We start from the raw sequence: 26134 nt of genomic DNA on the forward strand, positions 1-26134 counted from the left end.
CTACCCCGCCTGCTTCTGCTGCACGTCGCGGTGGCGGTAGTACGCGGCCTTGGACGGCGCCAGCGGCTCCTTGCCCAGGATCAGGTCGGCGGCCTTCTCCGCGATCATCATCACCGGTGCGTAGATGTTGCCGTTGGTGACGTACGGCATCACCGACGCGTCCACCACGCGCAGCCCCTCGACGCCGTGCACCCGCAGGCTGTCCGGGTCGACGACGGCCATCTCGTCGCCGGCGGGGCCCATCTTGCAGGTGCAGGACGGGTGCAGGGCGGTCTCGCCCTCCTTCGCGACCCAGGCGAGGATCTCCTCGTCCGACTCCACCTGCGGGCCGGGCGAGACCTCCCCGTCGTTGTACGGGGCGAGCGCGGGCTGGCTGAGGAGCTTGCGGGCCACGCGGATCGCCTCGACCCACTCGCGGCGGTCCTGCTCGGTGGAGAGGTAGTTGAACCGCAGCGCGGGGTGTTCGCGCGGGTCCTTGCTCTTGATCTTCACCGAGCCGATGGCGTCGGAGTACATCGGCCCCACATGCACCTGGTAGCCATGACCGCCGGCCGGCGAGGAGCCGTCGTAGCGGACGGCGATCGGCAGGAAGTGGAACATCAGGTTGGGGTACTCGACGTCCTCGTTGCTGCGGGCGAACCCGCCGGCCTCGAAGTGGTTCGTGGACGCCGGTCCCTTGCGGAAGAGCCACTGGAGCCCGATGAAGGGTGCGCGCCACTTCGCCAGGTACGGCTGCATGGACACCGGCTGCTTGCAGGCGTACTGGATGTACACCTCCAGGTGGTCCTGCATGTTCTCGCCGACGCCCGGGAGGTCGTGGACGACGTCGATGCCGAGGGCGGTCAGCTCCTCGGCGTTGCCTACGCCGGAGAGCTGCAGCAGCTGTGGGGAGTTGATCGCGCCGCCGCTGAGAATGACCTCCCCTGCGCGGACCTGCTGGGGGGCGCCGCGCCCGCGCCGGTACTCGACACCGACGGCACGCTTGCCCTCGAAGAGCACGCGGGTGACGAGGGCGCGGGTCCTGACGGTCAGGTTGGGCCGCTTGGTGGCGGGCTTGAGGTACGCCTTCGAGGCCGAGAGCCGACGTCCGCGGTGGACGTTGCGGTCGAACTTGGCGAAGCCTTCCTGCCGGTAGCCGTTGACATCGTCCGTGGGTGCGTAGCCGGCCTCCTCGGTGGCCTTGAGGAAGGCGCCGAAGAGCGGGTTGGTCGCGGGGCCCCGTTCGAGGACGAGCGGGCCGTCGTGGCCGCGGAACTCGTCGTCCGGGTCGGCCGCGAGACAGTTCTCCATGCGGCGGAAGTACGGCAGACAGTGCGCGTAGTCCCAGTGCTCCATCCCCGCGTCGGCCGCCCAGCGTTCGTAGTCCAAGGGGTTGCCGCGCTGGAAGATCATGCCGTTGATGCTGCTGGAGCCGCCCAGCACCTTGCCGCGGGCGTGGTAGACGCGCCGGTTGCCCATATGGGGTTCGGGCTCGGACTCGTACTTCCAGTCGTAGAACCGGCTGCCGATCGGATAGGTCAGCGCCGCGGGCATCTGGATGAAGACATCCCACGGGTAGTCGGACCGGCCGGCCTCCAGGACCAGCACCCGGTTCGCCGGGTCCGCGGAGAGTCTGTTCGCCAATGCACAGCCGGCTGATCCGCCGCCGACGATGACGAAGTCGTATTGCAAGGGAGCCATGGTGCCTCGTCTCGCTCGCGCCGTAGATACGCGAGCATGCTAGTCGAGTAGCGCTATACGCACCAGGTTGCGAACAACGCAACCTGCAAGGCCATTATTTCGTTGCCGTTGCTTGCGATGGCGTTGTTTACTACGCGTATAGTTTCACTGTGAGCAACTACAGCAACGACACGGAAACCTCGAACTCGCAGGCCGGCGGAGTGCAGTCCGTGGACCGCGCCATCAGCGTTATGGAGATCCTGGCCCACCGGGGCGAGGCGGGCGTCAGCGAAGTAGCCGCAGAAATCGACGTACACAAGTCCACCGCCTTCCGCCTTCTCGGCGCCCTGGAGGCGCGCGGCCTGGTGGAGCAGGCGGGCGAGCGAGGCAAGTACCGCCTCGGCTTCGGCATCGTACGCCTGGCCGGTGCGGTGACCGGACGCATCGACATCACCCAGCAGGGCCGGCCGGTCTGCGAGACCCTGGCCGAGGAGATCGGCGAGACCGTCAACATCGCGGTGCTGCAGGAGCACTACGCGGTCAACCTCTACCAGGTGCGCGGCCCCGGAGCGGTCACCGCGCACAACTGGGTCGGCCAGCTCACGCCGCTGCACGCGACGTCGAGCGGAAAGGTCCTGCTGGCCTACCTGCCCGCCAAGCAGCGTGCCGCGCTGCTTGCCGACTCCGGCCTCAAGAAGGTCACACCGCACACCATCACCTCGAAGACGAAGCTCGAGAAGCATCTCGTCGAGGTACGGGAGGCCGGTTACGCCTGGACCCAGGAGGAGCTGGAGATCGGTCTGCACGCCATGGCCGCGCCGGTGCTCGACCGGGAGGGCGACGTCATCGCGGCCCTCACCGCCTCCGGACCCTCGTACCGGTTCACCGAGGAGCGGATGCGCGAGCTGGCCCCGGTGCTGGTCAAGGGCGCCGAGGAGATCAGCCACCGCATGGGTTACCTGGGCTGACCTTCCCGGCTACTGCGAGCCGCCGCCCAGGCGCTCGGTCACCCAGTCGTGGAAGGCGCCGATGTGGTGCTCGCTGGGCACCAGTACCCCGCCCTTGGCATACAGCCGTGAGTGCATTCCGGGCTGGGTGCGCTCGCACGCCTCGAAGTCCTGCCGGTTGACCCGGTCGAAGAGTTCCACGGACCGGCTGACGTCCTTGCCGCTCTCGACGACGTGCGGGAGGTAGAGCCAGTCGCACTCGACGATCGTGCGGTCCACTGCCACCGGGTACATCCGGTGGAAGATCACGTGGTCGGGGACGAGGTTGATGAAGACCTGCGGCTTGACGGTGATCGCGTAGTAGCGGCGGTCCTGGTCCTCGGCGACGCCGGGAATGCGGTCCAGTCCCTCGGAGCCGTCCACCGTGAAGCCCTGCACCTCCTCACCGAATTCGGCGCCGTGCCCGACGTAGTACTGGGCCGCGTAGCCGTCGGCGAACTCGGGCAGCACCTCGGTGAGTTCGGGGTGGATCGTGGCGCAGTGGTAGCACTCCATGAAGTTCTCGATGATGAGCTTCCAGTTGGCCTTGACGTCGTAGACGATCCGCTTGCCCACGGAGAGGTTGTCGATGTCGTAGCGCTCGATCGCCTCGACGTCGCCGAGCCTCTCGACGATCGCGCCCAGTATGTCCTCCTCGAAGGAGGGCGGGTTCTCGGCGAGACAGACCCAGACGTAACCGAGCCATTCACGGACGGCCACGCTCACCAGGCCGTACTCGGTGCGGCCGACGTCGGGCATCTTGGTGAGGTTGGGCGCCGCGACGAGCTTGCCGTCCAGGCCGTAGGTCCAGGCGTGGTACGGGCATTGGAAGGCCCGCTTGACCTCGCCGCTCTCCTCCGTGCAGAGCTTGGCCCCACGGTGCCGGCAGACATTGAAGTGGGCGCGGATGGAGTTGTCCCGGGCTCGGGTGATCAGGATGCTCTCGCGGCCCACGTCGACGGTACGGAAGGCGCCGGGCTTCCCCAGGTCCGAGGAGCGCGCGACACAGAACCACATCGTCTCGAAGACGCGTTCCTGTTCCAGGGCGAAGATCGCGGGATCGGTGTAGGAGGAGCCGGGGAGGGTGGCGATCAGGCTGTCCGGCAGGCTGGTCGAGGTCACAGGGCACTCCTCGGAGGAACGTCGTGGATCGGGCGGTCACGCGCCGGGAAGAGCGACTCCGGACGGTGTCGGGGGTAAAGCGACGCCGCGTGCCATGAAGGCCGCAGCGTGGGATGGAACGCGTGCCGGGTCAGGAGGCCGCGGCGAGCTGCTTGCGCCAACGGGTGAACAGCCGGGGCTGGTTCATCCCGAGCACGGCGACCGGGTGGCCGGCGCGCCGGTAGACCGCCAGGACGTTGCGGTCGTCGGGTGCGCCTTCCTCCACCGTCACGCTGTCGGCGCCGGCCGCGTGACCGGCGAACTGGATCTTGACGCCGTACTGGTCCGACCAGAAGTACGGCGGCCGGGGCACACCCGGTTCCACCGCTCCCCCGGCCAGCAGGGTGGCGACGGCCGCCGCCGGGCGTTCCTGTGCGCCGGTCCAGTGTTCGACGCGGCGATGGTGGCCCGCGCGGGGGTCGTACCAGGAGGCGCAGTCACCGACCGCGACCACGCCGGCCAGGCTGGTGCGGCCGTCCGCGCCGCACTTCACGCCGTTGTCGAGCGTGACGCCGGATCCTTCCAGCCAGTCGACGCACGGGGACGCGCCCACCCCCACGACGACGATGTCGGCGGGGATGCTGCGGCCGTCCTCCAGCAGGACGGCCTCGACCTTGCGCTCCCCGCTCAGGCCCTTGACGCCGACGCCGCACAACAGCCGTACGCCGTGGTCCAGATGGAGGGCGGAGACGATGCTGCCCATGGCCTGGCCGAGCGGGGCGGCGAGTGGCGTGGGTGCCGCTTCGACGACCGTCGCCTCCAGCCCGAGCGCGTGGGCGGTGGAAGCGACCTCGGCGCCGACGAATCCGCCGCCGATCACGACCAGCCGTCCGCCCCGGGCCAGTTCGTCCCGCAGGGCGCGGGCGTCGTCCAGGGTGCGCAGGACGTGGACTCCGGCCAGGCCCTCGGAGCCGGGCAGCCGGCGGGCGGCCGCGCCGGTCGCGATGACGAGGCCGTCGGCCTGGATCTCCCTGCCGTCGGCGAGCCGGACCGCACGCCGGGTACGGTCCAGGCCGGTGGCGCGGACTCCGAGCAGCCACTCCGCCCGCAGGTCCTCGCCGTCCGTCTCCAGGGCGAGGTCGGACTCGCCGAGGTCGCCGGCCAGGAACTCCTTGGACAGCGGGGGCCTGTCGTACGGACGGTGGGCCTCGTCGCCGATGACGACCAGCCGTCCGTCGTAGCCCTGTTTCCGCAACGAGCGCGCCGCCGACAGACCGGCCAGCGAGGCGCCCACGACGGCGACGGTCCTCACGCGGGACCTCCGGCGAGCCGGGCCGCGACGCAGGGCGGCAGGTTGGGGGCGTCCGTGGACACCCGGACGTGGATCATGCCGTCCTCGATGACGACCTCGTGGGTCCGGACCGGAAGCTTGGCCGGCGGGGAGTCGACGGCGCCCGTCCTCAGGTCGAACTTCGAAGCATGCAGCGGGCATTCCACCTCGCAGCCCTCCAGCCAGCCGTCGGCGAGCGAGGCGTCCTGGTGGGTGCAGGTGTCGTCGATGGCGAACACCTCGCCGTCGTCGGTGTGGAACACCGAGACCGGCGGGTCGATGTCGAGCCGGAGGGCCTCGCCTCGCGGGAGATCTGCGAGACGGCACGCGGGAATCATCATGACACCTCGGGTGCGTATAGCGAAACGGATTGCGGTAAGCGCAACAACAGTTTGAGGTCGCCCAGAATCCTTGTCAAGGCGTCGAAGGGCCCGCTTCGGACGGGTGCGACGGCCGTCGTCAGGGCAGCCCAAACGCCCGTACCACCTGCGGGAACAGGCGGTACGGGCGCCGTGCGTGGGTCGTGCGTGGGTCGTCGCGTGGGCGGTCAGAAGCCGCGGTCGATCCACTCCTGGAGCTGCGGGGCCTCCGCGCCGACGGTGGTCGTGTCACCGTGTCCGGTGTGGACGACGGTGTCGCCGGGCAGCGTCAGCAGCCGGTCGCGGATCGAGTCGACGATGGTCGGGAAGTCGCTGTACGACCGTCCCGTCGCCCCCGGACCGCCCGCGAACAGGGTGTCGCCGCTGAAGAGCGCCGTCAGGCCCGGCGCGTACAGACAGACCGCTCCGGGAGCGTGGCCGGGCGTGTGCAGCACGGTCAGGTCGACGCCCGCCACGGTGAGGACCTGACCGTCGGCGAGTTCGCCGTCGGGTGTCCGGTCGGGGTGGGTCTGCTTCCACAGCGGCAGGTCGTCGGAGTGGAGCAGGATCGGGGCGCCGGTGCGCGCCGCGAGTTCGGGCGCCGCGTCGATGTGGTCGTTGTGGGCGTGGGTGCACACGATGGCCCGCAGGGTGCGCCCGCCGAGCGCTTCGGCGATCGCTCCGGCGTCGTGCGCGGCGTCGATGACGACGGCCTCGGTGTCGTCGCCGACGATCCACACGTTGTTGTCGACGTCCCAGGTGCCGCCGTCCAGCGAGAACGTCCCCGAGGTGACGAGATGTTCGATGCGGGCGGCCATCAGAGGACCACTACCGAGCGCAGGACGTCGCCGCCGTGCATCCGCTCGAAGGCCTTCTCCACGTCGTCCAGCGCGATGGTCTCCGTGACGAAGGCGTCCAGGTCCAGGCGGCCCTGGAGGTACAGGTCGATGAGCATCGGGAAGTCACGGGAGGGTAGGCAGTCGCCGTACCAGGAGGACTTCAGCGTGCCACCGCGGCCGAAGACGTCCAGCAGCGGCAGCTCCAGCTTCATCTCCGGGGTCGGCACACCGACGAGGACGACCGTGCCGGCCAGGTCGCGGGCGTAGAAGGCCTGCTTGTACGTCTCCGGGCGGCCCACCGCCTCGATGACGACGTCGGCCCCGAAGCCGCCGGTCAGCTCACGGATCGCCTCGACCGGGTCGGTGTTCTTCGAGTTGACCGCGTGGGTCGCGCCCAGCTTCCTGGCGGTGTCCAGCTTGGCGTCGTCGATGTCCACCGCGATGATCTTCGCCGCGCCCGCCAGGTTCGATCCGACGACCGCGGCCGCCCCGACGCCACCACAGCCGATGACGGCCACGCTGTCACCGCGCCCGACGTTGCCGGTGTTGATGGCCGCGCCGATGCCGGCCATCACCCCGCACCCCAGCAGGCCGGCGGCGGCCGCGGAGGCGGCCCGGTCGACCTTCGTGCACTGCCCCGCCGCCACCAGCGTCTTCTCCGCGAAGGCGCCGATGCCCAGCGCCGGCGACAGCTCGGTGCCGTCGAGCAGCGTCATCTTCTGCTTCGCGTTGTGGGTGCTGAAGCAGTACCACGGGCGTCCGCGCAGACAGGCCCGGCACTGCCCGCAGACCGCACGCCAGTTGAGGATGACGAAGTCACCGGGGGCCACATCGGTGACACCTTCCCCCACCGACTCCACGACGCCCGCCGCCTCATGGCCCAGCAGGAAGGGGAACTCGTCGTTGATGCCGCCCTCCCGATAGTGCAGATCGGTGTGGCAGACCCCGCAGGCCTCGACCTTCACCAGCGCCTCCCCCGGGCCGGGGTCGGGCACGATGATCGTTTCCAGGCTGACGGGGGCGCCCTTGCCCCGCGCGACGACAGCACGGACCTGGTGAGCCATGGCCACTCCTCGGCAGTAACGAGACCTGAGTCTGCGGTTGCTTATTACGGTACGCATCGCGCCTACCGCAACACAGCATCGTGGAGCGCCGACCAGGGGTCAAGAAGTTCCGCCGTCGTCGGCGCTGCTCGGGGTCTACGCGTTCCGCTACTCGTCGGGGAGAGCCTGCTCGGCCCAGATGGTCTTGCCCGTGCGGGTGTGGCGGCTGCCCCAGCGCTGGGTGAGCTGGGCGACGAGCAGGAGGCCGCGGCCGCCTTCGTCGAAGGCACGGGCCCGGCGCATGTGCGGAGCGGTGCTGCTGGAGTCCGAGACCTCGCAGATCAGTGTGTTCTCGCGGATCAGCCGCAGCTGGATCGGGGACCCGCCGTAGCGGATGGCGTTGGTGACCAGCTCGCTGACGATGAGTTCCGTGACGAAGGAGGCCTCCTCCAGCCGCCAGGCGGCCAGTTGATCGCAGGCCAGCTTGCGGGCATGGCCGACGAACGCGGGGTCGGCGGGAACGTCCCAGGTGGCGACCCGGTCGGCGTCCAGTGCCCGGGTCCGGGCCAGGAGCAGGGCCACGTCGTCGACGGGCCGCTCCGTCAGCAGACTCCGCAGCACCGCGTCACACGTCTGCTCCAGGGGACGGTCCGTGCCGCGCAGAGCCTGGCGCAGCCGCGCGAGTCCGTCGTCCAGGTCGCGGTCCGGCGCCTGGACCAGGCCGTCGGTGTAGAAGGCGAACACACTGCCCTCGGGGACGTCGAACTCTGCGGTTTCGAAGGGCAGACCGCCCACGCCCAGCGGCGGCCCGATCGGCAGGTCCAGGAACGCGGCCTCGCCGTCCGGGCCGATCAGCACCGGTGGCGGGTGACCGGCCCTGGCCATGGAGCAGCGGCGCGAGACAGGGTCGTAGACGGCGTACAGGCAGGTGGCCCCGATCTCGCCCGGGCTCTCCGCGTCCTCGGCCTCGTCCGCCGTCCGCTCGGAGTCCAGGCGCAGGACGATGTCGTCGAGCTGGGTGAGCAGCTCGTCCGGCGCCAGGTCCACGTCGGCCAGGGTGCGGACGGCCGTGCGGAGCCGGCCCATGGTCGCGGACGCCTGCACACCGTGGCCGACGACATCGCCCACGACGAGCCCCACTCTGGCTCCGGACAGGGGGATGACGTCGAACCAGTCGCCGCCGATCCCGGCGCGCGTGCTGGCCGGCTGGTAGCGGGAGGCGACCTCGACGGCGGCCTGCAGAGGCGCGCGGTGGGGAAGAAGACTGCGTTGCAGTTCGAGGGCGATGGCGCGTTCGCGGGTGTAGCGGCGGGCGTTGTCGACGCAGACCGCGGCGCGGGCGGCGAGCTCCTCGGCCAACAGCAGATCGTCCTGGCCGAAGGGCTCGGCCGTGCGGTGGCGGGCGAGGACCGACAGGCCCAGGGTCATGCCTCGGGCGCGCAGGGGCACGGCCATCATGGAGTGGATGCCGTGGACCTCGATACTGCGGGCACGCTCCGGTGAGCCCGCCCACGGCAGCCCGGTGACGTCGTCGACCTCGTACAGCAGGGCCCGGCCGGTGGTCAGCGCGCGGCCCGGCGGCGACCCCTCGGCGTAGGTGTGCCTGCTCCCGACCGGGATCACGGCCTCGGGGCAGCCCTCCAGCACGGACCGCTGGGCGGTACGGCGAAAGACGAGGGGAGCGGTGCCGGGCGACGGCGTGGCCTCCTCCCCTTCCAGCACCGAGTCCAGCAGGTCCACGACGACGAAGTCGGCGAGATGGTCCGCGCACACCTCGGCGAGCTCCTCGGCGGTGCGTGTCACGTCCAGGGTGGAGCCGATCCGGTTGCCGGACTCGTTGAGCATGCTCAGACGCCTGCGGGCCAGGAACTGCTCGGTGCTGTCGATCGCGGCCAGGCACATGCCCCGGACCTCTCCGGAGCCGTCCTTCAACGGGCTGAGCGACACCAGCCACGCGTGCTCACGGGCCTCGCCCGGTGCGCGCAGCCATGCCTCGTACGGCGTCGGCTCGCCCGTCCGCAGTACGTGCTGCACCGCCTCGTCGAGTCCCTCGAAGCCCGGGATCCGTCGCATTCCGTCGACCGACTCCCCCACCCGTCGACCGAGCAGGTCCTTCTGCGGCCTGCCCATCACCCCTTCCATCGCGGAGTTCGCGGACACCGCGAGTCCGTCCTGATCGAAGAGCGCGATCGGCACGGGAAGCTGGTCAAGGGCCCACCGCCGCAGCCGCGCGGCCGGCTCGGGCACCGTGGCCGTCAGAAACCACTGGTTCTCGCCCGCCGAGCCGAGGAGCGGGTGCGCCTCCAGCTCCAGCTCCACACCGTGACCGTCCCGATGCCGCGCGTGTACGGGGCCCCGCCATTCGGCGGGCTCGGCGAGACGGCTCCGCGCCGAGGCCGGAAGGGCATCGGCCAGCAGGTCGGCCGCCCGGCGGCCGACCACCTCCCCGTGCTCGTACCCGAGGACCCGTCGGGCGCCCGCACTCCATGCGATGACCAGCCCCCTGGCGTCGACCGCGGCCGAGGCGACACCGTGCTCGCCCATCGTTTCCTCTCTCCGTACGACCGGAGCCGTCGTCCAGGGGCTCACAGATCGACTGCGAGGCACTGCTTTCAGGTTTCATTGTGCGCCGGGCCCGCCTCGCATGGCGCGCGACCACCCGAAACGCCCGAGCCCCTACCCTGCCACGCCACATGCGGCGCCGGTGCCCGGTTGCACGAGCCTCTGTGCGGTGGGAGCGGTGGGCGGGGGTGTTGGGGCCCGGGGGCTCTGGTGTGACACGGCGATGTGGTGAACGCGTTGTCCCCAGCCATGCCACGGGTTCCTTCTCGCCGTGCCCCCTGCTGATCCGCTTTCATACGAGAGGACCGGCGGTCGCAGGGGCTGCCGTGGTGGTCGGCGGGTCGGCACCGCGACCGGAGAGTGGAGACACCTTGGTGGCGTCAGAGGATGCGGCGGCGGGGTCACGGAGGCGTCCTCGAGGGCTGTTCGTCGGGTTGTGCACGCTGGATGTGATCCAGCTCGTCGACCGTGTGCCGGGTTCCAACGAGAAGCTGACGGCTCATGAGCAGGTCGTGGCCGCGGGCGGTCCGGCCGCGAACGCGGCCGTCGCGTTCGCCCACTTGGGCGGCGCGGCCACGCTGCTCACCGCGATCGGCTGCCATCCGCTGGGGACCGCCGTCGTGGCGGACCTGGACCGGCTGGGCGTGACCGTGGTGGATCTGGCGGCCGACTCGGTGGAGCCGCCCGCCGTGTCGTCCGTTCTGGTGACCGCGTCCAGCGGAGACCGCGCCGTCGCCTCGACCAACGCGACGGCGTACCGGCTCGCCCCGCCCGACGATCTCGACACCCTGGTGACGGACTGCGACATCGTCGAATTCGACGGCCACCACCCTGAGTTGGCCGTGGCCGCCGCCCGCGCGGCGCGTGCCGCCGGACGCCGGACCGTTCTCGACGGGGGCAGCTGGAAGGCCGGTACGGAGCGGCTGCTGGCGTGGATCGACGTGGCCGTCTGCTCGGCCGATTTCCGCCCGCCCGCCACCGACATCCCGACGGCCGCGTCGGCGAGCACGCCGACGGACACCCTGCGGTTCCTGCGGGACCACGGGGTCGGCTGGTCCGCGGTCAGCCGGGGCGGGCAGCCCATCGTGTGGGCGGGGCCCGACAGCGGGGGCACGGTGGCCGTGCCTGAGGTAGGGGTGGCGGACACGCTGGGCGCGGGAGACGTCCTGCACGGGGCGCTCGCCCATCACCTCGCGGTGCGGGACGACTTGACGTCACGAGGCTTCGCCGAGGCACTGCGCGGAGCGGCCTCGGTGGCCTCACGGGCGTGTGCCGCGTTCGGCACCCGGGCATGGATGCGGGGAGGGTAGGCCCACTCACAGGCAGTGCATCGGAACAGTCGCGTCTCCGACCTCACCTCATTGGCACCCCACCGTGCACGTCGCGCACTCGTATCCCCGGACCACGGCCCTGGACCACGGCCCTGGGCCGGGCCCTCGCCGCGGGCCGCGCCGCGGCCCGACTGCCTTGCTCCGCCCTGGCCGCGCCCCACCGCTCGTGGTGGAACCTCAACGCGCAGCCGGAGTACTGATCGTCCACGGCTCCAACCATCCCGAACATCTCGAACTCGACGCGATCACACGGACGTTGAGCGAGTTCCGGGAAAACCTCGTCATCGGCGCGGCCGACGCCCCGACGGGTGACGGCGTCGGCCTCCTGCGCGCCGATCAACTACCACCCGCACTTCCTGGCGCCCGGCCCGGACGGCGGACCGCACCTGCCGACCACCTTCTCCCCCGAGTACGGCGGCGACTCCCGCGGGACTGCGGCTACGCCCCCGATCGACGTACGGGACGGGCGGGGCCGCCCTCTCCGGTACTCCGCCGCCGGCGACGGCGCGATCCAAGTCCCTCGCCGGTTCACTCGTATGACCCGGCAAGGAGGGCTCCTGCCCGGACGACCGGCCGGCCGTCGGCGCGAGCGCGGACCCAGGCCGTCCCGAGCACACCTGACACGGTCAGGAGGCCGTCGCGGACGGCAGGGGGCGGACGGCGGGGGGCCGAGTGAGGATCGTTTCGCGGGAGACCAGGCAGTCTTCGAGGAACGCCAGGGCGCGCAGATGGTACGAGCGGGCAGCCCAGCCGAGGCTGATGTTGTGCCCGGCCGCCGGCTGACGATCGACGTGCACGCGCGGGGCGGCCGTGAAGCACGCGGCCAGATCGGTGAGGGCCGCGTCGTCATGGCGCCACCACGCCTCGTGCTCGGCGAAGGTCAGCCGTACGGGCACGCGGACTCGGGGCGCCGTGGCGCGGAAGAGCGACGGCCAGCGGGCCAGCTCCGCCCGTTCCAGGGCGGGCACGGGCTCGACGACCGAGCCGATCGCCGCGAAGGTACCCGGCGGATACAGACGCAGCGGCCCCCAGCTCCGGCGCAGCCGGCCGCTGTCGTCGCGGCCGGTCGGCAGCTCGTGCGGCTCGACGGCGTACACGTGGCCGCATCCGGAGATGTCCAGCCCGAGCAGGTGCGGCAGACCGGTGGGGTCCGCGGCGGCGGTGAGCGCCACCTTGCCGCCGTAGGAGTGGGCGAGGAGGAACAGGCCCGCGCCCGTGGCATGACAGGAGGCGAAGTCGCGCAGAGCCGCGCGCAGGGAGACGGCCTGCTCCGCCAGGTCCTGTCCCTCGGCCGGCCGGGCGGCGGAGCGGTGGTAGCCAGGCCGGTCCACGGCCAGGACGGTGTAGCCGAGGCCCGCCCCCAGTGTCAGCAGCGACTGCCGCGGATGGGCTCGACAGTCGAAGTAGCCCGCGTTCATGCCGCCGCCGTGCACGGCGGCCACGACAGCGCGCGCGGAGCCGTCGGACGGCTCGGCGAGCAGTGCGGACAGCGGCACCCCTGCGGCGTCCAGGGTGATCCGGCGCACCCCGCGCGACGATTCGTGGACCGGTCGGGTCATGATCGCTCTCCTCCGGGTGGTGCGGCCAAGGCTCTCCCGTCCGGCCGATGTCCGCATGTCCGCACCCGCGCCGCCGCGGACGACGATCCGGGCGCCGGTTCGCTCCAGGCCCTGTGCCCGCGTCCAGCCGCCACGTTCTCGGAACGGCGCCGCCTCGTGGACATGGATGGGCGGGAAACGTGTGGCCTCCGCCAGATGGCGGTCACCGCACCGGCACTGCGCAGCGGGCGATACCGGTTCCGACGGCGCTCGGTCTCAGCGCTGGGGCTGTCCCCGAAGGCCGTCACCGTCAGGAAGCGCATCGGGAGTCCGACGAGGCGGCGGAGCTGTGCGGGGCTGTACGGGGCTTCAGGGAAGTCGTACCGGCCTTCCAGTGAGGTACGACGTGCGGCGTACTGGTGGACCTGTGCACCCCGGGGCTCGCGGCTGTTCGACACCGTCCCGCGTCGTCCGGCGTCAGCGGCTGCGGCGCGCTCGCTTCTCCCACCACGGCTCCGCGCCCTCCACGGCCACGAACTCGTGGAAGTCCATGTTGGCCATCGCCAGGTTGCACACCAACGAGCCGACCACGCCGTACGGAAGGAGGGTGGAATGTCCCGGGGTGCAGTACAGGTCGACAACGGTCAGCGGCCGGTCGGGGTCGGCGAAGGTCCTGGCGTCGGCGAGCGCGACCAGCGTTGTGCGCTCCCCGGGCGGGACCAGCGCGGGGACCTGGCCCGGCCCGAGGTGCTCGAAGGCCCGGTCGTCGACGACCAGCGCCTCCAACGGGAAGTGGTCGACGTCGATCTCGTCCGGGTCCAGGTGCGTGCCGATCCAGCCGTCCTCGTCGGCACCACCGAGTTCGTCGAGCAGCGTGCGCCAGCCCTTCTCGTCGTCGAAGGAGGTACGGACCAGCAGGGCCTGTTCGGTCGAGGGCAGCGCCGGGAACGAAAAGCGCGAGGGCAGCGTCGGCGCGGGGAAGACCGGGACCGGGTGGGCCGGTCGGCCGCCGTCGCCCTCGTACATGCCGCGCCTGTCCATGCCGCGCACCAGGTCGTCGAAGGCGAGCGTGCCGCCCGCCAGCGCGGCCAGGATCTCGCCGAGCCGGGACGACGGGACCCGGACACCGCGGCCGGGTATCCCCGCCAGGTCCACCAGCAACGGCCCGTCCCCGCCGTAGACCACAGAAATGTCCGCCAGGACGACGACCGGTGATCCGAGCCCGCCGCCCGGAACGAGCGCCGGTACGTTGCCGCCGAGCAGGTTCTCCCACCCGCTCCCCTCCACCGGGCGGAGCCGCACCCCGCCGCCCCCGAGGACAAGCACATCGTTTTCCCGTCGGCCGCCGACCTCGTCGAGCAGTCCGCCCCACAAAGCCTTGTCGTGCTCGCAGCACGCGCTGACCAACAGCACTTCACCAGGCGTGGGCCGGGGAAGCTCGGGAAACGACATGACACTCCTTCGAGGGGGCGGCGCGAGGACCAGGACCCTAGCCCACCCGGTCTCGGGGCGGTGGAGCGTGGTCAGCCGTCTTCGCCATGCCGGCGGTCAGGCCTTCCCGCGGCGCTGCCGGGGCGTGCCGGAGAAGCGGCGGCGTGGTTCCGGGGCGCATGCCAGGCAGGTGGTGAGGACGGCGGCGAGAGCACCGGCCCACAACACGTGGGCGTCGTCCCAGCGCGGGTCGCCCGGTGGTACGAAGAGGGCGAAGCGGGGTGGGAGGAGCGCGCCGGCTGTGACCGGCAGCGCCAGCACGGCGCCCGCCACGGCCGGCCCCGGCACGCTCATGGCGGTGAACCGCACCGTCGCCGCGGCCAGTGCGAGCGCCAGCGCCCACAGCGTGCCGGCCTCGACCGTCACCGCCCCCCACGGCATCGCTGCCCATTCCCCGGTGTCGGCGCCCGCCCGTAGGACGGCCAGCACCGCCATCCACCAGGCCGCCACCGCCGGCAGGACGACGGCCGCACGCAACGCCTGCCGCAGCGGACGCGGCACAGGAGGGACGCCGGTGGTGTGCCGGGCCGGATCGTCCAGGACGAACGCCATCCCCACCGCCCCGCACAGCGCGGCCGTCCGCACCAGGTTGACGAGCACCTCCGCCGGGAGGTCCGTCGAGAAGAGCACCGGTACGGCGGCGATGGCCAGTCCCAGTGCCCAGCCGGCGGCGAACAGGGTCCACGGCAGCGACCGCGCCGTGGGCCGTACCAGGGCCGCCACCACCAGGAGCCACCGCCTCATGCGCACTGGTACTCCCGGTCGTCGGCGGTCTCGGCCGGGGCGGTGACGCCCAGCAGGGCGGCCGCGCGGTCGGTGGTCGTGCCGGAGGCGGAGAGCTCCGCCCAGGATGCCTTCACCCTGCGGTCCACCTCTGCCTGTGGCTCGGCCAACAGCCGCTGGACCACGGCGAGTTCACGGCCCCGCAGGGCGACCGCGGTCACCGGAGCCTGAATCACCCCGGGACTGTTGAGCCCGTTGCCGGTGTCCTCGAACATGGCCTCGCCGTCCCGGGTCGCGCGGACCGCCAGCCACACCATCAATACGCCCCGCGCGTCACAGTGCACTCCCTCGTAACGCTCGTGCCCCACGACCAGCCCCCGGGCGACGCTCGCGGCGAACTCCAGTTCTCGCTCGCCGCCCCACGCCGTGGTCACCGTCGACTCGCCGGGCGCGGCGGGTGAGATCTCCCTGTCGCCCGACGGTCCGTCGAGCGCGGCGACCTTCTGTCGTACGGTCAGTTTCCGTGTCGCGTCCGGTGCGCCGGCCAGCGACCGCACCTCGTCGGTCACCCGGGCCCACTCATCGATCCAGGGCGTGAACTCGGGGAAGGCACAGTACGTCGTCGCCCCGCGCCGCTCGCAGTCCTGCACCGCCGCCGGGTCACGGGTCGCCACCTCCCGCGCCTCGCGCACCGCTTCCGTCGGTGCTGTGCCCTGCAGGACCACGGCGGTCACGACCGCGCCGAGTGCCCCCAGGGCGGTGGCTCGTACGGCCCGCGTCCGGCCGCCGCTCAACAGCACCGCGCCCGCCCCCAGCAGCACCGCGAGCGCCAGGAGGTACAGCGCGTGCCATGCCGCGGGCCGCCCCAGCAGGTCGGACGGCAGTGGCCGTGCGCCCTCGTCGAACACCAGGGGGGCCAGCCCGCGCAGCCAGGCCGGGCTCCGCGAGTCGGCGGCGAAGACCATGGTGCCCGCCAGGACTGCGACGACGGCCAGGGGTGCCACGAACGCCGACCGGACGAGCCGGGCGAGCAGCACACCGAGGACGGCGAGCAGGAGGATCAGCAGCGGCCCGGTCGACAGCTCGGACACCGACCCGTGGCCCACCGCCCCGGACTTCAGCGCCGCGGCTGTGAACTGCCCGGCCACGATCAGCGCCCCCACCACCACCGTCGGCAGCACCGACAGCACATGCGCGACCGTGCGCCACCACGGCGGCAGGAGCAGCACGCCGAAGTACCCGTCCGTGCCCCGCCGGTGGGAGCGCAGCACCGCCAGGTTCACGGCGATCATCACCGCCAGCCCCAGCAGCAGCTGTCCGATCTGTGTCTCGCGGTCGATGTCCTGCAGGACCGGATAGGCGTCCTCCGACTCACCGCTCGGCCAGAGCAGGAGCGTCAGGTATGCCACCAGGGCGGACAGCACCAGGGGGTGCAGCAGCAGGCGCCGCGCCTCGACCCGGGCCAGCGCGAGCACCGCCCGCCGCCGGCCCTGGACCCGCATCGGCGGCGGCTTCGGCGCGGCGACCCGTGTCCCCGCCACGGCCGTCATGCCGTCACCTCCGCCACCGGCTCGCCGCCGAGCGCCAGCAGATAGCCGTCCTCCAGCGTCGGTTCGACCAGCCGGGCGCCCGCGGGCGGGTCCCCGACGTTGCGGAACTCGCCCGTCCCGGTGCGCCACCCGGCTCTGGCGCCCGGCTGCCGCTCCCCGCTGTTCCACACCCGGCCGTCCGCCACCGCCGTCAGGTCGGCGGCCGTGCCGTCGAACCGCACCCGGCCCTTGTCCATGACCACCACCCGGTGACACAGCATCGCCACGTCCTCCGTCTGATGCGTGGACAGCAGCACCGTCCGGCCCTCGCCGGCCTCCGCGATCAACTCCCGGAACCGCATGCGCTGTTCGGGGTCGAGTCCGACCGTGGGCTCGTCCAGGACCAGGAAACCCGGGTCGCCGACCAGGGCCGCCGCCAGGGCCACGCGCTGCCGCATACCGCCGGAGAGCCGCCGTATCCGCTTGCCCCGCACATCCGCGAGACCGACCGCGTCCAGGACGCGGCGGGCCTCGGCGTGCCGGGCCTGCCGGTCCGTGAGTTCCTTGAGGATCGCCACGTAGTCGATGAACTCGAAGGCGGTGAAGTCCGGATGGAATCCCGGGTTCTGCGGCAGATAGCCCAGGACCCTTCGCACGTCCTGCCGTCCGTGGACCGTGCTCGGATCGTGCCCGAGGACGGTGAAGGCGCCGGTGTCCGGCGGCGTCGCCGTCGCCAGGATCCGCAGCAGCGTCGTCTTGCCCGCCCCGTTCGGCCCGAGCAGGCCCGTGACACCTTCGGAGAGCCGCATCGTCACGTCGTCCACCGCTCTGGTGCCGCGATAGCTCAGGGTCAGCCCGGAGGCCGAGACCGTGGGTCGTGTCATGACAGCCTCCTGGCTGCGAATCGAAGGGATCGGAAGGAAGGACCGAGCGGACGACCGCTGTCGAAGCGGTCCCGCGCCGCCACCAGCAGCACCGTCGCCACCGCCGCGACCGCCGCCGCCGCGCCCTGCCCCTCGGCGGTGAAGGGCAGCGGCGTGCCGGACGCCAGCAGCCGGCTCAGTACCACCAGGGCGGTCCAGCCGGCACCGACCAGCGCCGGTGCGAGGACGGGCCCCAGCCGGGCCGTCAACGCGACGCCCGTCGTGGTCAGCGCGAGCGCCGGCAGCAGCCAGCCGAGCGCCGCCAGGCCGAACGACGGCAGCGCCAGACTCGCCAGCACGCTCAGCACCGTCGTCGTCGACAGCACCGCGACCGTGCGCACCATCAGCAGACGGAAGGTGTGCATCGGCGCGACCACGGCCATCTCGTACGTCGGGTCGAGTCCCGGCCCGAAGGACAGCGCCACCCCCGCCAGCGGCAGCAGTGGCGCCGTGGCCAGCAGCATCAGCGGCGACGCGGCCAGTCCCACGCCGACCGCGAGCAGCAGGGTGAGCGCCACCGCGCCGAGCCAGGAGCGGCGCAGCACCGGAGTCGCCGCGAGCAGCCGCGCGGTGTGGTCGGCGATGCCGGCCCGGATCAGGAGCGATTCGGCGAAGCCCGGCCTGGGGGCGTCCAGTTCGGCGTCCAGCCGGGCCCAGCCCGCGCTGATCTCGGCGGGCGGGACATGGACCGAGAGCGCGGTGCGACAGTCGGCGCAGGCGGCGAGGTGCGTTTCGACGGACCACAGCCGGGGCGCCGCCAGCACTCCGTCGGCGTACTCCCGCAGGTCCCCGTCATCGGCGTGCCAGCTCATGTCAGGCCTTCCCGCAGTTGCTTCCGGGCGCGCATGGCCCGGGTCTTGACGGTGCCCGGGGGAATGCCGAGCACGACCGCCGCCTCACGTGTCGTCAGACCGTCGATCACCGTGGCCTGCAGCACCGCCCGCAGCTCCGGCGAGAGCTCGGCCAGCGACCCCGCCAGGTCTCCGTGCCGCACCCGGGCCAGCACGTGTTCCTCGGCCGACACCTCGTCGCGCTGCCGCAGCCGGGCGAGCGCCTGCCGCAGTCGGCCGCGGGCCCCGTCGCCCCGCAGCGCGTCCACGAGGCGGCGTGAGCCGATCCGCCACAGCCAGCCCGCCACGTCACCTTCGCGCCGGTAGCGGGCGGCTCCCCGCCATACGTCGAGAAACGTCTCCTGTACGACGTCGTCGACCAGCGCCGGGTCTGCACACCGTCCGCGCAGCCGCAGCACGAGCCACGGTGCGTAGCGCCGGTACAGCTCTTCGAAGGCCCGACGGTCCCCGTCCGCGACCGCCCGCAACAGTTCGGCGTCACCCGGACTCCCTCGCTTCATCTCGCTCACACCCCCTCATCGGACGAGACGCCCCGAACGGTTCACCGAGCACGTGCCGAGTCTGGCGCGTACGGGAGTTGCTGTCGGAGCCCGATGGGAAGGTGAGTGACTGTCGTACGCCCCCTCGATGGAGTCATGGGACGAACCCGCCCCGTCTCACGGCCGGTCGGATCCTCCCTCACGAGGCCCGTCGGCCGGCGCCCGCAGCAGCCGGCCCCCCTCGTTGCCGGTCTCGTCGTACCCGGCGTCGGAGATCCGTTGCCGCTCGCGCGGGTCGTTCGGTGGCGACCGCGCGCCGGGTGAGTCGGGTGGCTCCGTCAGTTCTTCGCCGCGAGTGCCTTGAGCGCGATGTTGAGTTCGAGGACGTTCACGCGGGGCTCACCGATGAAGCCGAGGGTGCGGCCGTCAGTGTGCTCGTCGACGAGTTCGCGCACCTGGTCGACGGGCAGCCCGTTCTTCTCCGCCACCCGGTGGATCTGGAGGTCGGCGTACCGCGGGGAGATGTCCGGGTCCAGGCCGGAACCGGAGGAGGTGACCGCGTCGGCGGGCACGTCGGACGGCTCGACCGTGTAGCCGGTCACGGAGTTGTCCTTGACCACGGCGGCCTTGGCGTCCTTCACCCACCGGATGAGCTCCTCGTTGTCGGCGGAGCGGTTGGTCGCACCGGAGAGGATGAGCTTGTACCGGGTGTTGACGCTGTTGGTGCCGAGGCCGTTGGCGGGGCGGCCCTGGAACCACTTCAGGTCGGCCTCCGGGGTCTCCTGCCCCTTCTTGAGCGGCAGGTCGTACGCCTGCCCGATGAGCGAGGAGCCGACGACCTGGCCGGTGTGGTCCTTGATCTCGGACCCGTCCGCCTTGTCGTGGAAGAGGGCCTGGGCGAAGCCGGTGACGACCAGCGGGTAGACGACCCCGGTGACGAGCGTCAGCACGAGCAGGGCCCGCAGGCCCGCCCCCAGCAGGCGGACGGTGTTCGCAAGGGAGGTGTTCATGTCCTTCAGCCGATCCCGGGGATGAGCGAGACGAGTACGTCGATGATCTTGATGCCGACGAAGGGCGCGACGAGACCGCCGAGACCGTAGACGGCGAGGTTGCGGCGGAGCAGCCTGTCGGCGCTGACCGGCCGGTACCGCACTCCCTTCAGGGCGAGCGGCACGAGCGCGATGATGATCAGCGCGTTGAAGACGACCGCGGAGAGGATCGCGGAGTCCGGCGAGGACAGCCGCATGATGTTGAGCCTGTCCAGGCCCGGGTAGACGGCCGCGAACAGCGCCGGGATGATCGCGAAGTACTTCGCGACGTCGTTGGCGATCGAGAACGTCGTCAACGCGCCCCGGGTGATGAGGAGTTGCTTGCCGATCTCGACGATCTCGATGAGCTTGGTCGGGTTGGAGTCGAGGTCGACCATGTTGCCGGCCTCCTTGGCTGCCGAGGTCCCGGTGTTCATGGCCACACCCACGTCCGCCTGGGCCAGCGCGGGCGCGTCGTTCGTGCCGTCGCCGGTCATCGCGACGAGCTTGCCGCCGGCCTGCTCCCGCTTGATGAGGGCCATCTTGTCCTCGGGGGTGGCCTCGGCGAGGAAGTCGTCGACGCCCGCCTCCTCGGCGATCGCCTTCGCGGTCAACGGGTTGTCGCCCGTGATCATGACGGTCCTGATGCCCATGCGCCGCAGTTCCTCGAACCGCTCCCGCATGCCGTCCTTGACGACGTCCTTGAGGTGGACGACGCCCAACACCCGTGCTCCGTCGGCGTCCTCGACCGCCACCAGCAGGGGTGTGCCGCCCGCCCCGGCGATCCGGTCGGCGATCCCGCCCGCGTCCTCGGCGACCGTGCCGCCCCGCTCCCGCACCCAGGCGGCGACCGAACCGGCCGCGCCCTTGCGGACCCTGCGCCCGTCGACGTCGACACCCGACATCCGGGTCCGGGCGGTGAAGGCGATCCACTCGGCGCCGGCAAGCTCGCCCTGCACGCGCTCACGCAGACCGTACTTCTCCTTCGCGAGTACGACGATGGAACGGCCCTCGGGCGTCTCGTCGGCCAGCGAGGAGAGCTGGGCGGCGTCCGCGAGGTCGGCCTCCGGCGTCCCGGTCACCGGCACGAACTCCGCCGCCCGGCGGTTGCCGAGCGTGATGGTGCCGGTCTTGTCGAGCAGCAGTGTGGAGACGTCACCGGCGGCCTCGACGGCCCGTCCGGACATCGCCAGGACGTTGCGCTGCACGAGGCGGTCCATACCGGCGATACCGATGGCGGACAGCAGCGCGCCGATGGTGGTCGGGATCAGACAGACCAGCAGGGCCACCAGCACGACCATCGTGAGGTGCGTGCCCGCGTGGTCCGCGAACGGGGGCAGGGTCGCCACCGCCAGCAGGAACACGATCGTCAGCGACGCCAGCAGGACGTTGAGCGCGATCTCGTTGGGCGTCTTCTGCCGGGCCGCGCCCTCGACCAGACTGATCATCCGGTCGATGAAGCTCTCACCGGGCCTGGTCGTGATCTTGATGACGATGCGGTCGGAGAGGACCTTCGTCCCACCGGTGACGGCGGACCGGTCACCGCCGGACTCCCGGATGACCGGGGCCGACTCGCCGGTGATCGCCGACTCGTCGACCGACGCGACACCTTCGACGACGTCACCGTCGCCGGGGATGATGTCGCCGGCCTCGCAGACGATGCGGTCGCCGACGCGGAGTCCGGTGCCGGGCACGCGTTCCTCGCTCGCTCCGTCCGGGGAGAGCCGACGGGCGACGGTATCCGTCCGGGCCCTGCGCAGGGTGTCGGCCTGCGCCTTGCCGCGCCCCTCCGCGACCGCCTCCGCGAGGTTGGCGAAGATCACGGTCAGCCAGAGCCAGGCACTGATCGTCCAGCCGAACCAGTCGGTCGGGTCCCTGAACGAGAAGAGCGTGGTCAGCACGGACCCGACCAACACCACGAACATGACGGGCGACTTGACCATCACACGCGGGTCGAGCTTGCGGAGGGCGTCCGGCAGCGACCTGACCAGTTGCCTGGGGTCGAAGAGCCCGGCACCGCCCCGGCCCTCGCCGGACCGGTGCCCGCTGGGTACGTCGCCGTGCGGCGCCCGGGCTGGAGTGAGTGTGGACATCGCGTCCTCGTGCTTCGTTACGTCGGTGGTCATGACGCCAGCCCTTCGGCGAGCGGGCCCAGCGCGAGGGCCGGGAAGTAGGTCAGCCCGGCGATGATCAGGATCGAACCCACCAACAACCCTGTGAACAGGGGCTTTTCGGTACGCAGTGTGCCCGCCGTCACCGGCACGGGTCTCTGCTCCGCGAGCGAACCGGCGAGGGCGAGGACGAAGATCATCGGCACGAACCGGCCGAGCAGCATCGCGATACCGAGGGTGCTGTTGAACCACTCGGTGTCGGCGTTCAGCCCGGCGAAGGCCGAGCCGTTGTTGTTCGACGCGGACGTGTAGGCGTAGAGGATCTCGGAGAATCCGTGCGCGCCGGAGTTCGTCATGGAGTGGCCCGGTGTCGGCAGTGCCATGGCCGCCGCCGTGAAGACGAGCACCAGCGCGGGCGTGACGAGGATGTAGCAGGCGGCGAGCTTGATCTCGCGGGTGCCGATCTTCCTGCCCAGGTACTCGGGTGTACGGCCGACCATCAGCCCCGCGATGAAGACGGCGATGATCGCCATGATGAGCATGCCGTAGAGGCCGGAGCCGGTGCCGCCGGGCGCGATCTCGCCCAGCATCATGCCCAGCATGGTGATCCCACCGCCGAGGCCGGTGAAGGAGGAGTGGAAGGAGTCCACCGCACCCGTGGAGGTGAGCGTGGTCGAGACGGCGAAGAGGGACGAACCGCCGACACCGAACCGGACCTCCTTGCCCTCCATCGCGCCACCGGCGAGCTGCGGCGCCGGGCCGTGGTGGGCGAACTCGGTCCACATCATCAGCGCCACGAACCCGACCCAGATGATGGCCATGGTGGCGAGGATCGCGTAGCCCTGCTTGACGCTGCCGACCATGGTCCCGAAGGTGCGGGTGAGGGCGAAGGGGATGACGAGCATCAGGAAGATCTCGAGGAGGTTCGTGAAGGGCGTCGGATTCTCGAACGGGTGGGCGGAGTTGGCGTTGAAGACGCCGCCGCCGTTCGTGCCGACCTCCTTGATGGCCTCCGTCGAGGCGACCGCGCCACCGTTCCACTGCTGCGAGCCGCCCATGAACTGTCCGACCTCGTGGATGCCGGAGAAGTTCTGGATGGCGCCGCAGGCGACCAGCACGACGGCCGCGATCAGCGACAGCGGCAGCAGGATGCGGGTGACCCCGCGCACCAGGTCGGCCCAGAAGTTGCCGAGTTCACCACTTCGGGACCTGGCGAAGCCCCGTACGAGGGCCACGGCCACCGCCATGCCGACGGCGGCCGACACGAAGTTCTGTACGGCGAGACCGGCGACCTGCACGACATGGCCCATGGCCTGTTCGCCGTAGTACGACTGCCAGTTGGTGTTGGTCACGAAGGACGCGGCGGTGTTGAACGCCTGGTCCGGGTCGATGGAGGCGAAGCCCAGCGAGCCGGGCAGGACGCCCTGGAGCCGTTGGAGGAGGTAGAGGAAGAGGACGCCGACGACGGAGAAGGCGAGGATGCCGCGCAGGTACGCGGGCCAGCGCATCTCGGTGTCGGGGTCGGCGCCGATGCCCCTGTAGAGCCACTTCTCGACGCGCCAGTGCTTGTCGGAGGAGTAGACCCCGGCCATGTGGTCGCCGAGGGGACGGTGGGCGAGGGCCAGCGCCGCCATCAGGGCGAGCAGTTGGAGGATGCCGGCAGGTACGGGACCCATGACGGTGCTCAGAACCTCTCCGGGAAGATCAGGGCGAGGACGAGATAGCCCAGCAGGGCGACGGCCACGACCAGGCCGACGACGTTCTCGACGGTCACAGCCGGGTCACCCCCTTGGCGACCAGAGCCACCAGCGCGAACACCGCGACCGTGACGACGACGAAGGCCACATCGGCCATCGCGAACTCCTAGAGCTGGAAGAGGTTCGGAAGAGAAGCGGACGATGAAAGGAAACGCCCTCCCTCGCCGGAATCGATCGGCCTTGACACGTCCCTGACGGCGATACCGGCACCTTTGACGGACCTCTTACGCGCAGGCGTCCGCGCCCCGGAGACAGCGGGTGGCGCGCGGATGAAGCGGGGCAGCGACTCGACGGCGGGGACTGCGTCGGCGCAGACCTTAACGCGGTCTTGACGCCGCCCGGCCCCTCTTCCCATGGCCTGGGCATCACGCGTTGCCTACGCTGATGCGGCGGTCTTGCGATGGCCGGAAACGTTCGTATCACCGCACGTCAGGAGCGTTCATGGCCACCACGGTGGACACCCGTACCAGCCGCCTGCGGGCATGGATGCTGGAGGGCCTGTCCGATATGGGCAAGGGCGGCGGCCACACCGGAGCACACGCCGATCCGGAGCCCGCGCACCAGGGTCAGCCCTGGTGGCGGGTGATGTGCCTGACCGGCGTCGACTACTTCTCCACCCTCGGCTACCAGCCGGGCATCGCCGCCCTCGCCGCCGGTCTCCTCTCCCCCGTGGCGACCATCGTCCTCGTGATCGTCACCCTCGCCGGCGCGCTCCCCGTCTACCGTCGCGTGGCCGAGGAGAGCCCCCGGGGCGAGGGCTCGATCGCGATGCTGGAGCGCCTGCTGACCTTCTGGAAGGGCAAGCTCTTCGTCCTGACCCTGCTGGGCTTCGCGGCGACCGACTTCCTGATCACGATCACTCTCTCGGCAGCCGACGCCTCGACCCACCTGATCGAGAACCCTCACCTCACCGACGCCCTGCACGACCGGCAGCTCCTGATCACACTCATCCTCATCGCCCTGCTGGGCGCGGTCTTCCTCAAGGGCTTCCTGGAGGCCATCGGCGTCGCGGTGGTCCTGGTGGGCGCCTACCTCGCGCTGAACGTCGTGGTCGTGGCCGTGGGCCTGTGGCATGTGGTCACGGAGGGCCATGTCGTCACCGACTGGTCGACGGCACTGACCGCCGAGCACGGAAACGTTCTGGCCATGATCGGCGTGGCCCTCCTGGTCTTCCCCAAGCTGGCCCTCGGCCTGTCCGGGTTCGAGACCGGTGTGGCGGTCATGCCGCATGTGCGGGGAGAGCCGGGCGACACGGAGGAGCATCCGAAGGGCCGCATCCGGGACACGAAGAAGCTCCTGACCGCGGCCGCCGTGATCATGAGCGTCTTCCTGATCTGCACGAGCTTCATCACGACCCTCCTCATCCCGGAGAAGGAGTTCGAGCCGGGCGGCGACGCCAACGGGCGCGCGCTGGCGTATCTGGCGCACGACTACCTGGGCAACGTGTTCGGCACGGTCTACGACGTCTCCACGATCGCCATCCTCTGGTTCGCGGGCGCGTCCGCCATGGCCGGTCTGCTGAACCTGATGCCGCGCTACCTCCCCCGGTACGGCATGGCCCCGCACTGGGCCCGCGCGGTCCGCCCCATGGTCATCGTCTTCACCCTCGTCGGTTTCCTCGTCACCTGGATCTTCGACGCGGACGTGAACGCCCAGGGCGGCGCCTACGCGACCGGCGTCCTGGTCCTCATCTCCTCGGCGGCGATCGCGGTGACCATCGCCGCCCGCAAGGCCGGCCAGCGCAACTGGACCATCGCCTTCGGCGTCATCTCGGCGGTCTTCCTCTACACGACCGTCCTGAACGTCATCGAACGCCCCGACGGTGTGAAGATCGGCGCCTGCTTCATCGCCGGCATCATCCTGGTCTCGCTCCTCTCCCGCCTGGCCCGCGCCTTCGAGCTTCGCGTGACGAGTGTGCGGCTGGACGACATGGCGGAACGTTTCGTACGGGACATCTCCCACCGCAAGATCCGCTTCATCGCCAACGAGCCCGACCACCGTGACCTCACCGAGTACCGGGAGAAGATCGAGCAGATCCGCCACGACAACGACGTCCCCACCGCCGAGGACTTCGTCTTCGTGGAGGTGACGGTGACGGACCCGTCGGAGTTCGAGGCGGGCCTGACGGTCCGGGGCGAAGTGATGCACGGCCGCTACCGCGTACTGACGCTGGAATCCTCCTCGATCCCCAACGCCCTGGCCGCCCTGCTCCTGCACGTCCGTGACACGACCGGCGCGATACCGCACATCTACTTCGAGTGGACGGAAGGAGGCCCCTTCGCCAACTTCCTCCGCTTCTTCCTCTTCGGCCAGGGCGAGGTCGCCCCCGTCACCCGAGAGGTCCTGCGCGAGGCCGAACGCAACCGGTCCCGCCGCCCCCGGGTGCACGTGGGCTGACCGGCCGACGGCGGAGGGTGATCGCGGCCGGCCGGGCCAGGGTGCGGTGGACCGTCCGGTCGGCGGCGCGGAGAGTGGTGGCGGTGTCGCGTGCTGC

Annotated in this window: 21 protein-coding genes; 3 read left to right on the plus strand and 18 right to left on the minus strand. The window is 71.1% G+C overall.

Translation table 11 applies throughout. From position 1 onward, the window contains the following. Positions 1-1680: a choline dehydrogenase gene (gene betA / locus OG622_RS05285; protein ID WP_371573765.1), complete on the minus strand. Its 1680-nt coding sequence runs from the start codon at positions 1678-1680 to the stop codon at positions 1-3. A gap of 200 nt (positions 1681-1880) precedes the next feature. On the opposite strand from betA, the gene OG622_RS05290 reads away from it, so the two are divergent. Continuing rightward, positions 1881-2627, plus strand: a complete 747-nt coding sequence (locus OG622_RS05290; protein WP_371584007.1) for an IclR family transcriptional regulator — start codon at positions 1881-1883, stop codon at positions 2625-2627. Positions 2628-2636: 9 nt separating this feature from the next. Here the strand turns inward: OG622_RS05290 and OG622_RS05295 are convergent, their stop codons facing one another. From OG622_RS05295 to OG622_RS05320, 6 genes are all read right to left on the minus strand, one after another. After that, the gene (locus OG622_RS05295; RefSeq protein ID WP_371573767.1) at positions 2637-3767 is read right to left on the minus strand and encodes an aromatic ring-hydroxylating dioxygenase subunit alpha; all 1131 of its coding nucleotides are present in this window, start codon (positions 3765-3767) and stop codon (positions 2637-2639) included. A 130-nt stretch (positions 3768-3897) separates the two neighbouring features. Beyond that, positions 3898-5058, minus strand: a complete 1161-nt coding sequence (locus OG622_RS05300) for an NAD(P)/FAD-dependent oxidoreductase (protein WP_371573769.1) — start codon at positions 5056-5058, stop codon at positions 3898-3900. Then, positions 5055-5417 carry a bifunctional 3-phenylpropionate/cinnamic acid dioxygenase ferredoxin subunit gene (locus OG622_RS05305; RefSeq protein ID WP_371573770.1) on the minus strand — a complete coding sequence of 121 codons (363 nt, stop codon included), beginning with the start codon at positions 5415-5417 and terminating at the stop codon, positions 5055-5057. Before OG622_RS05305 ends, OG622_RS05300 begins: the two co-directional genes overlap by 4 nt. A 206-nt stretch (positions 5418-5623) precedes the next feature. Further along, positions 5624-6253, minus strand: coding sequence for an MBL fold metallo-hydrolase (locus OG622_RS05310; RefSeq protein ID WP_371573772.1), 630 nt, complete (start codon positions 6251-6253; stop codon positions 5624-5626). Continuing rightward, on the minus strand, positions 6253-7338 hold the full coding sequence (locus OG622_RS05315; protein ID WP_371573774.1) for an S-(hydroxymethyl)mycothiol dehydrogenase: 1086 nt from the start codon (positions 7336-7338) through the stop codon (positions 6253-6255). The genes OG622_RS05310 and OG622_RS05315 overlap by 1 nt, the downstream gene beginning before the upstream one ends. A gap of 147 nt (positions 7339-7485) precedes the next feature. After that, the gene (locus tag OG622_RS05320; protein WP_371573775.1) at positions 7486-9861 is read right to left on the minus strand and encodes a SpoIIE family protein phosphatase; all 2376 of its coding nucleotides are present in this window, start codon (positions 9859-9861) and stop codon (positions 7486-7488) included. Between the two features lie 389 nt (positions 9862-10250). Here OG622_RS05320 and OG622_RS05325 point away from each other — a divergent pair, with 389 nt between their 5' ends. Further along, positions 10251-11189, plus strand: a complete 939-nt coding sequence (locus OG622_RS05325; RefSeq protein ID WP_371573777.1) for a PfkB family carbohydrate kinase — start codon at positions 10251-10253, stop codon at positions 11187-11189. Between the two features lie 647 nt (positions 11190-11836). On the opposite strand, the gene OG622_RS05330 is transcribed toward OG622_RS05325, so the two are convergent. The 11 genes from OG622_RS05330 to kdpF all read right to left on the minus strand — a co-directional run bounded on the left by OG622_RS05330 (position 11837) and on the right by kdpF (position 23657). Continuing rightward, positions 11837-12769 (minus strand): alpha/beta hydrolase, encoded by a 933-nt coding sequence (locus tag OG622_RS05330; protein WP_371573779.1) that lies wholly within the window; start codon positions 12767-12769, stop codon positions 11837-11839. Between the two features lie 456 nt (positions 12770-13225). After that, positions 13226-14200, minus strand: coding sequence for a hypothetical protein (locus OG622_RS05335; RefSeq protein ID WP_371573780.1), 975 nt, complete (start codon positions 14198-14200; stop codon positions 13226-13228). A gap of 96 nt (positions 14201-14296) precedes the next feature. After that, positions 14297-14983, minus strand: coding sequence for an ABC transporter (locus OG622_RS05340; protein ID WP_371573782.1), 687 nt, complete (start codon positions 14981-14983; stop codon positions 14297-14299). Then, positions 14980-16512, minus strand: coding sequence for an ABC transporter permease (locus OG622_RS05345; RefSeq protein ID WP_371573784.1), 1533 nt, complete (start codon positions 16510-16512; stop codon positions 14980-14982). Before OG622_RS05345 ends, OG622_RS05340 begins: the two co-directional genes overlap by 4 nt. After that, positions 16509-17375 (minus strand): ABC transporter ATP-binding protein, encoded by an 867-nt coding sequence (locus tag OG622_RS05350; protein WP_371573785.1) that lies wholly within the window; start codon positions 17373-17375, stop codon positions 16509-16511. Before OG622_RS05350 ends, OG622_RS05345 begins: the two co-directional genes overlap by 4 nt. Beyond that, positions 17372-18226 (minus strand): zf-HC2 domain-containing protein, encoded by an 855-nt coding sequence (locus tag OG622_RS05355; protein ID WP_371573787.1) that lies wholly within the window; start codon positions 18224-18226, stop codon positions 17372-17374. Before OG622_RS05355 ends, OG622_RS05350 begins: the two co-directional genes overlap by 4 nt. Next, positions 18223-18765 carry an RNA polymerase sigma factor gene (locus OG622_RS05360; protein ID WP_371584008.1) on the minus strand — a complete coding sequence of 181 codons (543 nt, stop codon included), beginning with the start codon at positions 18763-18765 and terminating at the stop codon, positions 18223-18225. The genes OG622_RS05355 and OG622_RS05360 overlap by 4 nt, the downstream gene beginning before the upstream one ends. Positions 18766-19082: 317 nt before the next feature. Further along, entirely contained in the window at positions 19083-19754 is a 672-nt protein-coding gene (locus tag OG622_RS05365) for a potassium-transporting ATPase subunit C (protein ID WP_371573789.1), read from the minus strand. 5 nt (positions 19755-19759) lie between these two features. Then, a complete protein-coding gene (kdpB, locus tag OG622_RS05370) occupies positions 19760-21898 on the minus strand; it encodes a potassium-transporting ATPase subunit KdpB (RefSeq protein ID WP_371573791.1) in 2139 nt (712 codons plus the stop codon). After that, a complete protein-coding gene (kdpA, locus tag OG622_RS05375) occupies positions 21895-23559 on the minus strand; it encodes a potassium-transporting ATPase subunit KdpA (protein ID WP_371573793.1) in 1665 nt (554 codons plus the stop codon). Before kdpA ends, kdpB begins: the two co-directional genes overlap by 4 nt. 8 nt (positions 23560-23567) lie before the next feature. Then, complete coding sequence (gene kdpF / locus OG622_RS05380) at positions 23568-23657, minus strand: K(+)-transporting ATPase subunit F (protein WP_037770757.1); 90 nt, start codon at positions 23655-23657, stop codon at positions 23568-23570. Positions 23658-24081: 424 nt separating this feature from the next. Between kdpF and OG622_RS05385 the strand changes: the two genes are divergently transcribed. After that, positions 24082-26037 (plus strand): amino acid transporter, encoded by a 1956-nt coding sequence (locus OG622_RS05385; protein WP_371573795.1) that lies wholly within the window; start codon positions 24082-24084, stop codon positions 26035-26037. Positions 26038-26134 lie beyond the last annotated feature (97 nt).

The sequence above is a fragment of the Streptomyces sp. NBC_01314 genome (assembly GCF_041435215.1).
In the GTDB taxonomy this organism is placed as follows: domain Bacteria; phylum Actinomycetota; class Actinomycetes; order Streptomycetales; family Streptomycetaceae; genus Streptomyces.

What these genes read in the sequence shown, in the direction of transcription:
- betA (WP_371573765.1), bottom strand. Translation starts at nt 1,680, where the DNA reads ATGGCTCCCTTGCAATACGACTTCGTCATCGTCGGCGGCGGATCAGCC.
- OG622_RS05305 (WP_371573770.1), bottom strand. Translation starts at nt 5,417, where the DNA reads ATGATGATTCCCGCGTGCCGTCTCGCAGATCTCCCGCGAGGCGAGGCC.
- OG622_RS05310 (WP_371573772.1), bottom strand. Translation starts at nt 6,253, where the DNA reads ATGGCCGCCCGCATCGAACATCTCGTCACCTCGGGGACGTTCTCGCTG.
- OG622_RS05315 (WP_371573774.1), bottom strand. Translation starts at nt 7,338, where the DNA reads ATGGCTCACCAGGTCCGTGCTGTCGTCGCGCGGGGCAAGGGCGCCCCC.
- OG622_RS05320 (WP_371573775.1), bottom strand. Translation starts at nt 9,861, where the DNA reads ATGGGCGAGCACGGTGTCGCCTCGGCCGCGGTCGACGCCAGGGGGCTG.
- OG622_RS05330 (WP_371573779.1), bottom strand. Translation starts at nt 12,769, where the DNA reads ATGACCCGACCGGTCCACGAATCGTCGCGCGGGGTGCGCCGGATCACC.
- OG622_RS05335 (WP_371573780.1), bottom strand. Translation starts at nt 14,200, where the DNA reads ATGTCGTTTCCCGAGCTTCCCCGGCCCACGCCTGGTGAAGTGCTGTTG.
- OG622_RS05340 (WP_371573782.1), bottom strand. Translation starts at nt 14,983, where the DNA reads ATGAGGCGGTGGCTCCTGGTGGTGGCGGCCCTGGTACGGCCCACGGCG.
- OG622_RS05345 (WP_371573784.1), bottom strand. Translation starts at nt 16,512, where the DNA reads ATGACGGCCGTGGCGGGGACACGGGTCGCCGCGCCGAAGCCGCCGCCG.
- OG622_RS05350 (WP_371573785.1), bottom strand. Translation starts at nt 17,375, where the DNA reads ATGACACGACCCACGGTCTCGGCCTCCGGGCTGACCCTGAGCTATCGC.
- OG622_RS05355 (WP_371573787.1), bottom strand. Translation starts at nt 18,226, where the DNA reads ATGAGCTGGCACGCCGATGACGGGGACCTGCGGGAGTACGCCGACGGA.
- OG622_RS05360 (WP_371584008.1), bottom strand. Translation starts at nt 18,765, where the DNA reads ATGAAGCGAGGGAGTCCGGGTGACGCCGAACTGTTGCGGGCGGTCGCG.
- OG622_RS05365 (WP_371573789.1), bottom strand. Translation starts at nt 19,754, where the DNA reads ATGAACACCTCCCTTGCGAACACCGTCCGCCTGCTGGGGGCGGGCCTG.
- kdpB (WP_371573791.1), bottom strand. Translation starts at nt 21,898, where the DNA reads ATGACCACCGACGTAACGAAGCACGAGGACGCGATGTCCACACTCACT.
- kdpA (WP_371573793.1), bottom strand. Translation starts at nt 23,559, where the DNA reads ATGGGTCCCGTACCTGCCGGCATCCTCCAACTGCTCGCCCTGATGGCG.
- OG622_RS05385 (WP_371573795.1), top strand. Translation starts at nt 24,082, where the DNA reads ATGGCCACCACGGTGGACACCCGTACCAGCCGCCTGCGGGCATGGATG.